Annotated in this window: 11 protein-coding genes, 1 pseudogene and 1 riboswitch; of the genes and pseudogenes, 9 read left to right on the forward strand and 3 right to left on the reverse strand. The window is 67.0% G+C overall.

All coding sequences use genetic code 11. The features are described 5' to 3' along the window. Positions 1–69 precede the first annotated feature (69 nt). Entirely contained in the window at positions 70–213 is a 144-nt protein-coding gene (locus tag IU514_RS09160; RefSeq protein ID WP_194930785.1) for a hypothetical protein, read from the reverse strand. A gap of 110 nt (positions 214–323) precedes the next feature. After that, positions 324–426, forward strand: a riboswitch (TPP riboswitch). A gap of 89 nt (positions 427–515) precedes the next feature. On the opposite strand from IU514_RS09160, the gene thiC reads away from it, so the two are divergent. The 9 genes and pseudogenes from thiC (at position 516) to IU514_RS09205 (ending at position 12,396) form a co-directional block, all read left to right on the forward strand. After that, positions 516–2,393: a phosphomethylpyrimidine synthase ThiC gene (thiC, locus tag IU514_RS09165; RefSeq protein ID WP_194930786.1), complete on the forward strand. Its 1,878-nt coding sequence runs from the start codon at positions 516–518 to the stop codon at positions 2,391–2,393. A gap of 101 nt (positions 2,394–2,494) precedes the next feature. Continuing rightward, positions 2,495–2,671: a hypothetical protein gene (locus tag IU514_RS09170; RefSeq protein ID WP_194930787.1), complete on the forward strand. Its 177-nt coding sequence runs from the start codon at positions 2,495–2,497 to the stop codon at positions 2,669–2,671. 10 nt (positions 2,672–2,681) lie between these two features. After that, positions 2,682–3,377, forward strand: a complete 696-nt coding sequence (locus tag IU514_RS09175; protein WP_194930788.1) for an ion channel — start codon at positions 2,682–2,684, stop codon at positions 3,375–3,377. 233 nt (positions 3,378–3,610) lie between these two features. Continuing rightward, the gene (locus tag IU514_RS09180) at positions 3,611–5,911 is read left to right on the forward strand and encodes a winged helix-turn-helix domain-containing protein (protein WP_194930789.1); all 2,301 of its coding nucleotides are present in this window, start codon (positions 3,611–3,613) and stop codon (positions 5,909–5,911) included. 143 nt (positions 5,912–6,054) lie between these two features. Next, on the forward strand, positions 6,055–6,966 hold the full coding sequence (locus IU514_RS09185; RefSeq protein WP_194930790.1) for a helix-turn-helix domain-containing protein: 912 nt from the start codon (positions 6,055–6,057) through the stop codon (positions 6,964–6,966). Between the two features lie 69 nt (positions 6,967–7,035). Beyond that, a pseudogene (locus IU514_RS09190) lies at positions 7,036–7,425 on the forward strand (helix-turn-helix domain-containing protein); the annotation flags it as partial. Positions 7,426–7,484: 59 nt separating this feature from the next. Continuing rightward, on the forward strand, positions 7,485–10,397 hold the full coding sequence (locus IU514_RS09195; RefSeq protein WP_194930791.1) for a TonB-dependent receptor plug domain-containing protein: 2,913 nt from the start codon (positions 7,485–7,487) through the stop codon (positions 10,395–10,397). Positions 10,398–10,532: 135 nt separating this feature from the next. After that, positions 10,533–11,519 (forward strand): aspartyl/asparaginyl beta-hydroxylase domain-containing protein, encoded by a 987-nt coding sequence (locus IU514_RS09200; RefSeq protein WP_194930792.1) that lies wholly within the window; start codon positions 10,533–10,535, stop codon positions 11,517–11,519. A gap of 19 nt (positions 11,520–11,538) precedes the next feature. Then, entirely contained in the window at positions 11,539–12,396 is an 858-nt protein-coding gene (locus IU514_RS09205) for a sulfotransferase family protein (protein ID WP_194930793.1), read from the forward strand. A 95-nt stretch (positions 12,397–12,491) separates the two neighbouring features. On the opposite strand, the gene ppa is transcribed toward IU514_RS09205, so the two are convergent. Both ppa and IU514_RS09215 read right to left on the reverse strand, forming a co-directional pair. After that, positions 12,492–13,040 (reverse strand): inorganic diphosphatase, encoded by a 549-nt coding sequence (ppa, locus tag IU514_RS09210; RefSeq protein WP_194930794.1) that lies wholly within the window; start codon positions 13,038–13,040, stop codon positions 12,492–12,494. Between the two features lie 218 nt (positions 13,041–13,258). Beyond that, the gene (locus tag IU514_RS09215) at positions 13,259–15,319 is read right to left on the reverse strand and encodes a sodium-translocating pyrophosphatase (RefSeq protein ID WP_194930795.1); all 2,061 of its coding nucleotides are present in this window, start codon (positions 15,317–15,319) and stop codon (positions 13,259–13,261) included. Positions 15,320–15,446 lie beyond the last annotated feature (127 nt).

A 15,446-nucleotide genomic window follows, 5' to 3' on the forward strand; every position in this document is an offset into this window, starting at 1 on the left:
TGGGGCCTCCTCGTCCGGATCGGGTGCCAGCCTGCGCACCCGATTCGGGTGCGGAGGCGTGGTCTTGGTTCAGCTGGACACGCCCGTCCGCACCCGTGTGGGAGTGGTACCGGTACCGGTGGTGGTAATCGCGGCCATGCCGGCGGCAGCAGCCGGCGCGCCCTGCGAGGGGAGCGAGCGGGTGGCCTGCGGCGGCATGTTGCGATGCGTCATGTGGCCCGAGCAGACCACGCGATTTCCGAGGCTGTCAACAGTTGCAGGCGAAACCGGCGCGTCCGCAAAGGCCTGAGGTTGGCCGCGGTGGCCCCTGCGTGGTCAAATGCACGCCGAAGCGGGGGTACCGGCCCGTCAGTGGTGCCGGTTGAGACACACCCTTCGAACCTGATGCGGTTGAGACCGCCGTAGGGAAGCTTCGCGTCACCGCCGACGGCGGTGCGCGCCGCCGCTTTATGCGAGTCCTCGCACGAGCCCGTGCCTCCTCCGGCGCGGACACCTCTTCCAAGCGGATGCGAACCATGAATGCCGTCCCCACCGAATTGATCCAGCAGGCCGAGAAGCTGTCGGCCGACGTCACCCGCCCGATTCCGGGCTCGCACAAGATCCATGTCGAAGGGTCGCGTCCCGACATCCGCGTGCCGATGCGCGAGATTGCGCTGGCGCGGACGCCGACCATGTTCGGTGGCGAGGACAACGCGCCCTTGGCGGTCTATGACACGTCCGGCGCCTACACCGACGGCAACGCCGAGATCGACCTGGCGCGCGGCCTCGCACCGCTGCGCGCGCAATGGATCGCAGAGCGCGGCGACACCGAGCTGCTGGCCGGGCTGTCGTCGGAGTTCGGCCGCCGCCGCGAATCCGACCCGAAGCTCGACGCCGTGCGCTTCCGCGAGCGCCCGCAGCCGCGCCGCGCGGTGGCCGGGGCCAACGTCACGCAGATGCATTACGCGCGCCGCGGCATCGTCACGCCGGAGATGGAGTTCATCGCCATCCGCGAGAACCAGCGCCTGGAGGCGATCCGCGAGGCGCACCTGCTGAAGCAGCATCCGGGCGAAAGCTTCGGCGCGAACATCCAGCGCATCATCACGCCGGAGTTCGTCCGCGATGAAGTGGCGCGCGGCCGCGCGATCATCCCCAACAACATCAACCATCCGGAAAGCGAGCCGATGATCATCGGCCGCAACTTCCTGACCAAGGTCAACGCCAACATCGGCAACAGCGCCGTGTCCTCCGGCATCGCCGAGGAAGTGGAAAAGCTGGTCTGGTCGATCCGCTGGGGCGCGGATACGGTGATGGACCTGTCGACCGGCAAGCACATCCACGAGACGCGCGAGTGGATCATCCGCAACTCGCCGGTGCCGATCGGCACGGTGCCGATCTACCAGGCGCTGGAAAAGGTCGACGGCCGTGCCGAGGAACTGACCTGGGAGATCTTCCGCGACACGCTGATCGAGCAGGCCGAGCAGGGCGTGGACTACTTCACCATCCACGCCGGCGTGCTGCTGCGCTACGTACCGCTGACCGCCGGCCGCGTCACCGGCATCGTCTCGCGCGGCGGCTCGATCCTGGCCAAGTGGTGCCTGGCGCATCACAAGGAAAACTTCCTCTACACGCATTTCGAAGAGATCTGCGAAATCATGAAGGCCTACGACGTGGCCTTCTCGCTGGGCGACGGCCTGCGCCCGGGCTCGATCGCCGATGCCAACGACGCCGCGCAGTTCGGCGAGCTGGAAACGCTGGGCGAGCTGACCAAGATAGCGTGGAAGCACGACGTCCAGACCATGATCGAAGGCCCCGGCCACGTGCCGATGCAGCTGATCAAGGAGAACATGGACAAGCAGTTGCGCGAGTGCGGCGAGGCGCCGTTCTATACGCTCGGCCCGCTGACCACCGACATCGCGCCAGGCTACGACCACATCACCAGCGCCATCGGTGCGGCGATGATCGGCTGGTTCGGCACCGCCATGCTCTGCTACGTCACGCCGAAGGAGCACCTGGGCCTGCCCAACAAGCACGACGTGCGCGAAGGACTGATGGCGTACAAGATCGCCGCGCACGCGGCCGACCTCGCCAAGGGGCATCCGGGCGCGCAGGCGCGCGACAACGCGATGAGCAAGGCGCGCTTCGAGTTCCGCTGGGAGGACCAGTTCAACCTCGGCCTCGATCCGGAACGCGCCCGCGAATACCACGACGAAACGCTGCCCAAGGATGCGCACAAGGTCGCGCACTTCTGTTCGATGTGCGGCCCGCACTTCTGCTCGATGAAGATCACCCAGGACGTGCGCGACTACGCGAAGGAACACGGCATGGGCGAGGAGGCCGCGCTGGACGAGGGCATGGCCGAGAAGGCGGCGGAGTTCCGCGCACAGGGCGCGCAGGTTTATCACAAGGCTTGAGGCCGCAAGACCTGAGGCGGCCTGGGCTGGTCGCTTCTTGCGTCCATCAGGGCAGGCCGGGCAAGCTCGGCCTGCCATAGTGAGCGCGCGAGGGACGGGTCATGGGTGACGGCGGCAGACAGGTGGTCAAGGCGGGCATCAGCTTCGGTAGCGCGCTGGCGATCGTGATCTCGTGGACCGCGAACAAGTCGCTGCTGTGGGCTATCGTCCATGGCCTGCTGTCGTGGATCTACGTGGTCTATTACGCGTTGCGCTATCACTTCCGCATGATCGGTTGACGACGCCGGCATGGTCGAGCAACGCAACGCTTCGCAGCATTGGCGCATCAGGGCGCGCCGCCATCCGTCGGCGTTCCTGCTCGCCGCGCAGTTGTTGAGCCTGCTGATCTATCCGTTGTTCGATGACCTCACGGCCGGGCGCGTGGTGTTCGGTGCGTTCGGCGTGCTGGTGCTGGCGCTGGCCGTCTGGGTGGTGAACCGCAGCCCGGCCATCAACTGGATCGCCTGGGCGCTGGCGGCACCTGCATTCGTGCTTTCGCTGTTGTCGGTGGCGATCGAAAGCGAACCGTTGCTGGTGGCGTCGTCGGCGCTTGAGGCGCTGCTGTACTTCTACGCCGCCGGCAGCCTGATCGCGTACATGATGAGCGACCATCGCGTCACGACCGACGAACTGTTCGCTGCCGGCGCGACCTTCACGCTGTTGGCGTGGGGCTTCGCCTATGCATTCCTGGTGTGCCAGGCCTGGTATCCGGGGAGCTTCACCGGCGCGGTCGAACCAGAGCGCCCCCGCGCGTGGCTGGAGCTGCTGTTCCTGAGCTTCACCAACCTCTCCGCCGTCGGATTGGGCGATGTCATTCCGCTGGGCTCGACCGCGCGTGTGCTGGTCATGCTCGAGCAGTTCGCCGGCGTGGGCTACGTCGCCGTCGTGGTGTCGCGACTGATCGGCCTGACGATGCTGCGCGTGCCGCCCCGGTCGCGCGGTTAAAAAAAAGCGCCCGGAGGGCGCCAATGGAACGCTGAATCCTGTGACGGAGGCCGGGGAGAGGGTCCCGGCGCGCGTCCTGTCCGTCCCGTGTAATCCCCGGAACGGTAGAATGAAACCTCGTATTGCGCATTGCCGGATCCCGTCGCGGCGCTTTGCCGGATGTGGCAGCTGAATGATCTGTTCATTCAGGCACATGACGGCCGTCGGGCCGGCGCGCACCATCCGCAGGATTCATGCCCCGCATCCTCGATCCATCGCCGTTGCATCCCCCCTCTGAGCGCCTGCGCGTCGGCGATTGCATCGTCGATGTGCCGCTGCGCGAGGTGCGTGCGCCAGCGTCGCGCCGCCCGCAACGCATCACGCCGAAGTCGATGGGCGTGCTGCTGGTGCTGGTGGAGAACGCGGGCAAGGTGGTCAGTCGCGATGCACTGCTGACGGAGGTCTGGCCCGACACGCTGCCGACCGACGACGTCATCACCCAGGCGATCACGCAGCTGCGCAAGGCTTTCGGCCAGGAGCGCGGCGATCCGCGCTACATCGAAACGATCGCGAAGAACGGCTACCGCCTGCTCGCGCCGGTCGAATGGCTGGCGCAGGAAGAGGGGCGCCCGGGCGCTGGCGAACGCGAGGCTGCCGCCACCTTCGCCATGGATGTCGCCGACGACGACGTGGTCGACGTCGTGCCATGGCCGGCGCCGCCGCGGCGGTCGCACAGCGAGCTCATCGTTGCCAGTTCTGTCGTGCTCGTGCTGCTGGGGCTGGTGCTGCTGTTCGCCTGGTGGCGAGGCGCCGGCGGCGATGGGCGTGCGACGATGCAGCGCGATGCCTGGCTGCAGCAGGCGCCGCCGGCCTCTCGACCGTATCGGCTGATCACGTCCGCGCCCGGGTTCGAGCTTGCGCCCACCCTGTCGCCGGATGCCTCGATGGTCGCCTACATGGCAGTGCCCGAAGGCCAGCGCAGCACCGCGATCCTGGTGCAGACGACCGACCAGAGCCTGCCGCGCCAGCTGACCCGGCCCTCCGGCGAGGCGGAGGACAGTGCACCGGCATGGTCGCCCGACGGCCGCGAGATCGCCTACGTGCGCATGATCCCCGGCCAGCAATGCCAGGTGATGGTGGTCGCCGCCGGCGGTGGCGCCGAACGCAAGGTCGCCGACTGCGACCGCCGCAGTGCGCCGACGTTCTCGTGGACGCCCGACGGCCGGGGCCTGATCTTCGGCAGCATGGTCACCGAGAGCGGCTCCACGGGCCTGCGCATTCTCGACCTCGCCAACGGCGCGTGGCGCGCGGTGCAGTACCGCAGCGGTGCCGATGACGTCGACCTGTCGCCACGGTATTCGCCGGACGGACGCTGGATCGTGTTTGTCCGCAACGGCCCGCTCGGCGACTTCTGGCGGCTGCCCGCACACGGTGGCGAAGCGCAACGGCTGAGCAAACTGCGCGCCGACGTGCGCGGCTGGGATTGGCTGCCCGACGGCGATGGCCTGCTGTTCGGCCGCATGACCGATGGCGTGGTGCGCCTGAACCGGCTCGACTTCGACGAAGGCGTGGTCAGCGACCTCGGCATCGACGATGTCTGGACGCCAACCGTGGCCCTGGCCAGGCCGGCCGCCGCGTTCGTGCAGCGCAAGCCCTACTACGGCCTCTTCAAGATCGTGCTGCCCGATCCGCGCCAGCCCGGCGTCCACGTCGCCGAGCCGATCTTTCCGTCGTCGGCCCGCGACCTCTCGCCGATGGTGTCGCCGGACGGCCGGCAGCTCGCCTTCATGTCTGACCGTTCCGGCGTCCAGGCGCTGTGGTGGGCGGATTTGGCGGACCCCGGATCGCTGCGCATGATCGCCGGGCTGCAGCCGCGGCCCCGTTATGCGCCGGTCTGGGCCCCGGACAGCCGCCGTCTGATGGTGGTGGGTGTCGATGCGTCGGGGGACGCGGCGGTGTTCGAGGTCACTCCGTCGAGCGGACAGGTCGTGCGCCTGCCGGTGCCGGTGCGCGATCCGGCCGAAGCCGTCTACCTGCCGGATCCGGATCGCCTGCTCGTCCTGGCCGCTGCCGGCGACGGCCGCCTTCAGCTGGAACTCTACGATCGCCGCGCCGAGCCTTGGCGCAAGCTGGCCAGTCTCGACGATGTCTCGCATGTCCAGCTGGATAAGACCGGCCAGCGCCTGCTGTTCGCCCGCCAGACGCGGGCTGGCTTGTGGGAGGCCAACCTGGCCCTCGACCTGGCCAGCGTCCGCCAGGTCGACAACGAGGGTCCGGCCCCGGATCGCTACCGTTTCTGGAGCGTCGGCCCGGACGGGCAGATCGCCTACCTGGAGCAGCTGCAGAACTGTGCCGCCCGCCTGCGCCAACTGGGCAACGCCACGCCGCTGCCGCCGCGTTGCCTCGACCAGACCCGTCGATCGGCGCCGACCGGCTTCAGCACCGGTCCCGGCGGTGTGATCTACGTCTCACTTGCCGAGTGGGATGGGGCTGATATCGGTTTCATGGAGTTGCCTTCGGAGCCTCACAAGTTTGCTCCGGGTTGGTCCAGGTGATTGATCGATAAACGAAAAGTCCTTTCGGAACTCTTTCGTCTTCAGGATCGTCAAGATTTCGTATAAGTCTCCGCGATCTTTCCTGATCCACATGCCCGGGTCAGGCAAATCGTTAGGCCATTCTCAGCACAATGAGGTTGGCCATGGAGCATTCACAGTGGGCGGATCGCGGGCAGCTGCTGCAGCTCGACCCCCCTGAAGGAACCAGCCAGGCAGGATGCGTGGGCGTGTCGCGACTGGGCAGCATGCAGCTGTCCGGCAACCAGTTCTCGATCTGGGTCCAGCTCCGGGGCGGCTCCTGGGTCGAGGCCAAGGAGGGGCGCTTCCGCCTCCGCCAGGGTGAGTGGATCGCCCTGGAGAAAGACTCCAAGCCGACCGTCCAGTCGGACCGCTATGGCACCTGCATCGGCCTCACCCTCGGCCCCGACGCGCTGAAGGCGATGGCGCGGTTCTCCGAGGCAGGCCTGTATGCCGGCCGCGGCCGCCTGTCGCGCCGGGATGCCCGCATCACCCTGCGCCTGTGGCGCGAAGCCGCCGCCCGGGTCGCCCCCTCGACCCACGACGTCACCTGGCTGCGTCCGGTGCTGCTGCACCTGGCCGGCATCCAGCAGGACATGGCGTCGCGCATCCCGCGTTGCCCGGGCCGTTCGCGCAGCCGCAAGCGCCAGGTGTTCGGCCGTTTGCAGCGCGCCCGCCTCTACCTCGAAGGCAATTGCGACCGCGTCGTGCGCATCAGCGAACTCGCTGAGCTGACCAGCTTCTCCAGCTGGTACTTCTCCAAGACGTTCCACAGCCTCTACGAGGAAAGCCCGCAGGCCGCTTCGGCGCGCATGCGCCTGGAACATGCCGCCGATCTGCTCACCTCGACGACGATGATGATCGGCGAGGTCGCGGCAGCGAGCGGCTTCGACAACTGCTGCAGCTTCGCGCGCGCTTTCCGCGCACGCTTCGGTCTTTCGGCGACGCGTTACCGCAGCGCGGCCATGTCCTCACGGGCAGATTCCGCAAAGTCTCTCGGCGCCGGCCGCAAGGCGATGGTGCGCGTCGGAACGTAATGGTCCCGGGCGTCCAGCCTGAGCTGGCCGCCCGCACCCCCCTCTGCCTGGGCCGCTCGCCCAGCCGCGATGCAACGTGCGCGCCTGCACCTGGAAGGCCGCTGCGATTGCGTGGTGCGCACCAGCGAGCTGCTGGCCGAGTTCACCAGTTTCTCCAACTGGTACTTCTCCAAACGTTCCACAGCCTCTACGAGGAAAGTCCGCAGGCGGCTTCGGCACGCATGCGCCTGGGACATGCCGCCGACCTGCTCACCTCGACGACGATGATGATCGGCGAAGTCGCGGCAGCGAGTGGCTTCGACAACTGCTGCAGCTTCGCGCGCTTTCCGCACACGCTTCGGCGTTTCGGCCGCGCGTCACCACAGCGCGGCCATGTCATCACCGGCAAAGTCGTCACGGACAGGATCTGCAAAGTCTCTCGGCGCCGGTCGCAAAGCGATGGCGCGCACCGGAACGTAAGTTTGATGGGCGTTTAACACACCCATAACAGACGCGCCCTTTTTTCTGGAGAGAGATAGATGAACCATCGCAATTTGCGCACCGCGATGCGCTTCGGCCTGCTCCCGGCCGGCATCGCGATCGCATTGGCGCCGGCGTTTGCCAGCGCGCAGGAAGGCGCCCCCCAGCAGGACGCCACCACGCTGGACAAGATCGAAGTCACCGGTTCGCGCATCCGTCAGGTCGACCTCGAGACGGCCGCACCGGTGCTGCAGCTGACCCGCGAAGACATCGAAGGCCAGGGCTTCGCCTCGGTCGCCGACATCCTGCAGAACATCACCGCTGCCGGTTCGCCGGCGATCAGCCGCACCTCGCCGCTGTCGTCGGGTGAAGCCGTCGGTGGCCAGTACATCGACCTGCGCAACCTCGGCCCGAACCGCACGCTGATCCTGGTCAACGGCAAGCGCCTGGGCATCACCAACGACGGTCTGCAGGACGTCGCGCAGATCCCGGCCTCGATGGTCGAGCGCATCGAAGTCCTGAAGGACGGCGCGTCCACCATCTACGGTTCCGACGCCATCGCCGGCGTGGTGAACATCATCACCCGCAAGAACTTCGAAGGCGCCGAAGCCAACGCCTACTTCGGTCAGTACGACCAGGGCGACGGCACCCGCCAGGTCTACGACTTCCTGCTGGGCTTCACCGGCGACCGCGGCTCCGTGACCGCCGGCGTCGAGTACTCGAAGGAAGATCCGGTGTTCGCGCGCGACCGCTGGTTCTCCGAAGTCCGTTTCCCGACCGGCGACAAGAGCGATCCGCGTCCGGGTGGCACGTCGGGCATCACCCAGTACGGTCGTTTCAGCTTCGGTGGCCGCACGCTCACCCTGAACCGTGACGTCGCCGGCCTGAATCCCGCCGACCTCGCCAGCTACCGCGCCTTCAACGCCGCCACCGACAACTCGAACCCGAACCAGGCCTCGACGGTCTACTCGGGCATCGAGCGCAAGTCGATCTTCGTGAATGGTCACTTCGACATCACCGACAACATCGGCTTCGACACCGACGTGCTGTACACGGACCGTGACTCGTTCGCGCAGAACGCCGGCTATCCGTTCCAGAGCGCCGCGTTCGACCTGTCCTCGGGCGGTCTGTCGGCCGACAGCTACTTCAACCCGGTGGGCAACCAGGCCGTCAACCTGCCGGCCGGCGTGACGCCGCAGGCGATCCAGTACATCCGCCGTGGCTGGGAAGTGCCGCGCGAAGTCCACAACAGCCTGACCACGTTCCGCTTCACCGGTGCGTTCAGCGGCTCGTTCCAGACCGGTGATCACTACTGGGATTGGGACACCGGCTACCTGTACAACCAGAACAAGGGCGTGCAGATCAGCACCGGCAACCTGAACACCCAGGCCGTCGGTCTGGCGACGGGTCCGTCGTTCCTCAACAGCCAGGGCGTCGTCCAGTGCGGAACCGCCGCCAACCCGATCCCGCTGGGCTTCGGTCCGGGCGCGTGCACCCCGTGGAACCCGCTGGTTCCGCAGGGCTACGACTCCCCGAACAGCCTCGCCGATCCTAACGTCCAGGCCTTCCTGTACCTGCCGGGCCAGGCGATTTCGGAAACCGAGACCAAGAGCTACTTCGCCAACATCAGCGGCACGCTGTTCGCGCTGCCGGCCGGCGACGTCGGCGTCGCGGTGGGCTACGAGTACCGCAATGAGAGCGGCTTCTTCTCGCCGGACGCACTGGCGCAGACGGGCATCTCCACCGACCTGGCCGCTGGCCCGACCGGTGGCGGCTACTCGCTGGACGAGGTCTACGCCGAGCTCAGCATCCCGGTGCTGGCCGACCTGCCGTTCGCGAAGGAGCTGAACCTCAGCGTCGCCACGCGCTACTCGGACTACGACACCTTCGGTGACACCACCAACAGCAAGTTCGGCTTCACCTGGAAGCCGCTCGACCAGCTGCTGGTCCGCGGTACCTGGTCCGAGGGCTTCCGCGCTCCGACCGTGGCCGACCTGTTCGGTGGCGTTTCGCAGTCGTTCGAGGACTACACCGATCCGTGCGACACCCTGTTCGGTTCTGCTGCCGGCAGCGCGGCCTGCTTGGCCGACGTTCCGGCCGGTTACCGCCAGCCGGCGCAGGCCGGTGGCGTTGCCCCGGGCCCGGGCACGCAGTCGCCGATTCCGTTCCTGTCCGGTTCCAACCCGAACCTGACGCCGGAAACCTCCGAGTCGAAGACCCTGGGCTTCGTGTGGAGCCCGACCTTCGCCGAAGGTCTGAACATGTCGCTCGACTGGTGGAACATCCGCATCGACAACACCATCGTTGCCGATACGCCGACCGACATGCTCAACGACTGCTACATCCGTGGCATCTCGTCGCGCTGCGAGAGCTCGACCACGTTCCAGCGTGATCCGACCACGGGCGAGCTGACGTTCCTGTCGTTCGGCGGCCGCAACGCCGGCTTCCAGGAGACCGAAGGCTTCGACTTCGACCTGAACTACTCGCTGTCGACCGACTACGGCAAGTTTGGCCTGGCCTGGCTCAACACCTACGTCAGCAAGAACGAGCTGAAGACCGACAACCTCGAAGGCGTCCCGCAGCAGCTCAACGGCTTCGGTGGCAACTTCCGTCTGCGTTCGAACATGAACGTGACGTGGGAGAAGGGCTCGTGGGGTGCGACCTATGGCATCCGCTACTACTCGGGTACCAAGGAAGAGTGCTTCTTCGCTGATCGCTGCTCGCTGCCTGAGTACGCTGCTCCGGACACCGGCGGCACGATCACTCCGATGAACGAGCTGGGCTCCAACAGCTTCCACGACCTGCAGGTCCGCTGGAACGCTCCGTGGAACGCCACGATCGCCGTGGGCGCCAACAACCTGTGGGAGCACTACGCGGCTCCGGCCTACGCGCAGCCGAACTCGGGCTTCTCGTACTACGGCGGCTTCGACATCGGTCGCTTCATGTACCTCAAGTACCAGCAGCGCTTCTGATAGCCGCAAGGCCATCAGGCAAGACCACTACGGCCCCGCAAGGGGCCGTAGTTCTTTGTGGCGCCGGCAAGCGGGACGCTGCCTCGTGGGGTGGCGGCCTGTACGATAGCGGCTCACTGTTTTCCCGGATCCGAGATGAAGCTGCAGGTGCCGTTCATCCAATTGCCGCTGGCCATCGACGCCGGGGCGCTGGCGGCGGAGATCGACGCGTTGGGCGAGGGGCCGTGGCGGCCGCACCCGCAGGGTTTTCCCGGCAACTCGATGCTGCCGCTGGTGGCCGTGAACGGCGATGCCGGCAACGAGGCGTTTTCCGGCCCGATGCGGCCGACGCCCGCGCTGCTCGCCTGTCCGTATCTCACCCAGGTGTTCGCCAGCCTCGGCGCCACTGTCGGACGCAGCCGGCTGATGCGCCTGTCGGGCAAGGCCGAAGTCACCCGCCACGCCGACCAGGGGTATTACTGGACCGAGCGCGTGCGCGTGCACGTGCCGGTGATGACGCAGCCGACGGTGCGTTTCGAATGCGGCGACGCGACGATCAACATGGCCGCGGGGGAGTGCTGGATCTTCGACACCTGGCGCCAGCATCGCGTGTTCAACGACGCGGTGGAGTCGCGCGTGCACCTGGTCATCGACACGGTGGGCGGCGGTGATTTCTGGGACCTGGTGGGACGCGGCCGTCCGCACGATGCCCCGCGCTTGGGCTGGCCGATGCAGGCGCTGATGCCGAAGCCGGGCACGGTTGCATCGTTCCCATGCGAAACCGTCAACGTGCCGACGGTGATGAGCCCTTGGGAAGTCAACGCGCATCTGGGCCTGCTTTTCGCCGACGCAGTGCCGCATCCCAACCTGGTCCAGGTACGGCAGATCGCGCAGCGGTTCGCGCGCACCTGGCAGGGCCTGTGGTTCGAATATGGCGACCGCTCGGAAGGCCATGCCAGCTACCGCGCGGCGCTGCAACGCTTCCTCGACGAACTGCGCGTCCCGGCGCAGCCACTGGTGCTGAAGAACGAGCTGCGCTGGTTCAATGCACTGCAGACCATCATCGCCAAGTTCGCCGTGACGTCGGGCGCCGCTGCTCCCGTGAGCGCGGCGATGCAGCGCGACGTCGGCGACAACGCCTGACGACCTTCGATCAAGACCCATGTCCGATATCCAAGATAGCGAGTTCGACCGTCCGGTATTCATCGTGTCCTCGCCGCGGTCTGGCGCGGAGCTGCTGTTCGAGACGTTGATGCGCGCGCCGCGCGTGTTCACGGTCGGCAGTGCCAGCCACAAGCTGGTCGAAGGCATCGACGCGCTGCACGTGCGCGCGCACGGCTTCGATTCCAACCGCCTCGGCACGGCGCATGCGACGCCCGAGGTCATCACGCAGGTTCGCCAGGGCTATCGCGACGGTGCCGTCGACCGCGATGGCGCGAATCCGCGCCGCCTGCCGTTGCGCCTGCTCGACAAGACGCCGAAGCATTCGCTGCGCATTCCGTTCCTCGCGGAAGTATTCCCACAGGCGCATTTCATCTACCTCTACCGCGACCCGCGCGAGGCGCTGACGAACATGCTGCTGGCGTGGGAGTCGAACCGTTATTGCACCTACAAGACGCTGCCGGGCTGGCCGCGTCCGCACTGGTCGCTGCTGCTGACGCCGGGCTGGCGCGAACTCGCCGGCAAACCGCTGGCGGACATCGTCGCCGGGCAGTGGCGTGCCGCGACCGAGGTGCTGCTGGACGACCTGGCTGCGCTCGACGCCGAGCGCTGGCGCGTGGTGCGCTACCAGGACTTCATCGAGAACCCGGCGGGTGAGATCGCGCGCCTGTGCCTGTCGCTGGATTACGCGTGGGACCGTCCGCTCGACGGAGGGCTCGCGGGATTGATCAAGCCGCCGACCGTGGCCGATGCCGAGATCGTGCGCCGGCATGCCGCCGACCTGCAGCGCGTCTGGCCCTCGGTGCAGGCCACGGCCGAGCGCGCGGCGCGGGTAGCCGGCGTAACGCGGGTGCATTGAGTGCGGCCGGCGTACTGCCGGGCTGGAAACGAAGAAGGCCGCCCCAAGGGCGGCCTTCCTGTTTGCGCGGGAGCAAGCCCCTTAGGAGCAAGCCCTTAGAAGTTGGGCTTGTCTTCTTCAGCGTTGTAGCGGGCCATCGCGTCCTTGAGGATCGCCTTGGCTTCCTCGGCACCGCCGAAGCCGTCGAGCTTGACCCACTTGCCCTTTTCCAGGTCCTTGTAGTGCTCGAAGAAATGGCCGATGCGCTCGAGCCAGTGCTTGGAGACCTGTTCGATGTCGGTGATGTGGGCGTAACCGCCGAAGATCTTCGGCACCGGCACGGCGATCAGCTTCTCGTCGCTGCCGGCCTCGTCGGTCATCTTCAGCACGCCGACCGGCACGCAGCGGATGACCGAGCCCGGCACCAGCGGCAGCGGCAGGATCACCAGCACGTCGGCCGGGTCGCCGTCGCCGCACAGCGTGTGCGGGACATAGCCGTAGTTGCACGGGTAGCGCATCGGCGTGGACAGGATGCGGTCGACGAAGATCGCGCCCGAAGCCTTGTCGACCTCGTACTTGACCGGCTCGGCATCCTTGGGGATTTCGATGATGACGTTGATCTCATCCGGCGGGTTCTTGCCGGTGGGGACGAGGTCCAGACCCATGCGTTGCTCCAACTGCTGGGGCCGCGCCGGTGATGGCGGGGCCGGGGGTTTACGAAAAGCGGAACCCAGCATTTTACGCGGCCCGGTGCTGCGGCGCAGCAGGGACCGGCCAGGAAGGCTGAACGCCGGGCCGGGAGCGGGCGTGACGGGCGTCCCGAGGGGCCCAAACGAAGACGGCGGCCCGCAGGCCGCCGTCGGTATCGCAGGAGAACCGGCCGTTACAGCAGGGGCACCATCAGCAGGGCCACGATGTTGATGATCTTGATCAGCGGGTTGATCGCCGGGCCGGCGGTGTCCTTGTACGGGTCGCCGACGGTGTCGCCGGTGACCGCGGCCTTGTGCGCGTCCGAACCCTTGCCGCCGAAGTTGCCGTCCTCGATGTACTTCTTGGCGTTGTCCCAGGCACCGCCACCCGTGGTCATCGAGATCGCGACGAAGAGGCCGGTGACGATCGTGCCGATCAGCAGACCACCCAGCGCCTTCGGGCCGAGCAGCAGGCCGACGATGATCGGCACCGCGACCGGCAGCAGCGACGGGACGATCATTTCCTTGATCGCCGACTTGGTCAGCATGTCGACGGCCTTGTCGTACTCCGGCTTGCCCGTGCCTTCCATGATCCCGGGGATCTGGCGGAACTGGCGGCGCACTTCCTCGACCACCGCACCGGCCGCGCGGCCGACGGCTTCCATCGCCATCGCACCGAACAGGTACGGGATCAGGCCACCGATCAGCAGGCCGATGATCACTGTGTGGTCGGACAGGTCGAAGCGCAGGGCTTCGCTGGCCACGCCGGTCGCGGCTGCCTTCGCGGCGGCGACGGTTTCCAGGTTGTGCGTGTAGTCGGCGAACAGCACCAGCGCCGCCAGCGCCGCCGAACCGATCGCGTAGCCCTTGGTCACCGCCTTGGTGGTGTTACCCACGGCGTCGAGCGGGTCGGTGATGCTGCGAACCTCAGGCGGCAGTTCCGCCATCTCGGCGATGCCACCGGCGTTGTCGGTGATCGGGCCGTAGGCGTCGAGCGCGACGATCATGCCGGCCATCGACAGCATCGCGGTCGCGGCGATGGCGATGCCGTACAGGCCACCGAGGTAGAACGCGAACCAGATCGCCAGGCACACCGCGATCACCGGCATCGCGGTCGATTTCATCGACACGCCGAGGCCGGCGATGATGTTGGTGCCGTGGCCGGTGGTGGATGCGGCGGCGATGTGCCGCACCGGCTTGAACTGCGTGCCGGTGTAGTACTCGGTGATCCACACGATCGCACCGGTCAGCACCAGTCCGATCAGCGCGCAGCCGTAGAGATTCATTGCGCCGTGGCTGTTGTCGCCCATCAACTGGGTCGTGATCGGGTAGAACGCGATGGCAGCCAGGACCGCAGACACGATCACGCCGCGGTACAGCGCGCCCATGATCGAGCCACCGGCCTTCACCTTGACGAAGAACGCGCCGACGATCGAGGCGATGATCGATACGCCGCCGAGCACCAGCGGATACAGGACCGCGTGCTGGCCAGCACCCTGGCTCGCCATCAGGCCGCCGAGCAGCATCGTCGCGATCACGGTGACGGCGTAGGTCTCGAACAGGTCGGCCGCCATGCCGGCGCAGTCGCCGACGTTGTCGCCGACGTTGTCGGCAATCACGGCCGGGTTGCGCGGATCGTCTTCGGGAATGCCGGCTTCTACCTTGCCGACGAGGTCGGCGCCGACGTCGGCGCCCTTGGTGAAGATGCCGCCGCCGAGGCGGGCGAAGATCGAGATCAGCGAGGAACCGAATGCGAGGCCGACCAGCGCGTGCAGCGTCGCTTCAACGCTCAGGCCCATGTGCAGGTGGAGTACGGCGAAGTAACCGGCCACGCCAAGCAGGCCCAGGCCGACGACCAGCATGCCGGTGATGGCACCGCCGCGGAAGGCGACATCCATCGCCGGGCCGATGCCCTTGCGTGCGGCTTCGGCGGTGCGGACGTTGGCTCGCACCGACACGTTCATGCCGATGTAGCCGGCTGCGCCCGACAGCACAGCGCCGATGAGGAAGCCGATCGCGGTGTGCCAGTTGAGGGCGAAGCCGATCACCAGTAGCAGGACGACGCCGGCAATCGCGATCGTCGTGTACTGGCGATTGAGATAGGCGCGTGCGCCTTCCTGGATCGCGCCGGCGATCTGCTGCATGCGTTCGTTGCCGGCGGGTTGGGCGCTGATCCAGCGCGCTGAAATGATCCCGTAGAGGATCGCAATGACGGCGCAAACCAGCGCCAAGGTCAAACCGTATTGCTCCAGCATGAACCCCTCCCCAGAGTGGACATCGGAAAACAACGGACTCGTAACCTTCGATTTCGTACTTTCGTTTTTTGGCTGCCGGCCTCGAGTGCCCCGCCTCGAGTGCGTGGGGTACTCGCGGCAACGCGCC

The sequence above is a fragment of the Lysobacter niastensis genome, from assembly GCF_015453285.1.
In the GTDB taxonomy this organism is placed as follows: domain Bacteria; phylum Pseudomonadota; class Gammaproteobacteria; order Xanthomonadales; family Xanthomonadaceae; genus Lysobacter_J; species Lysobacter_J niastensis.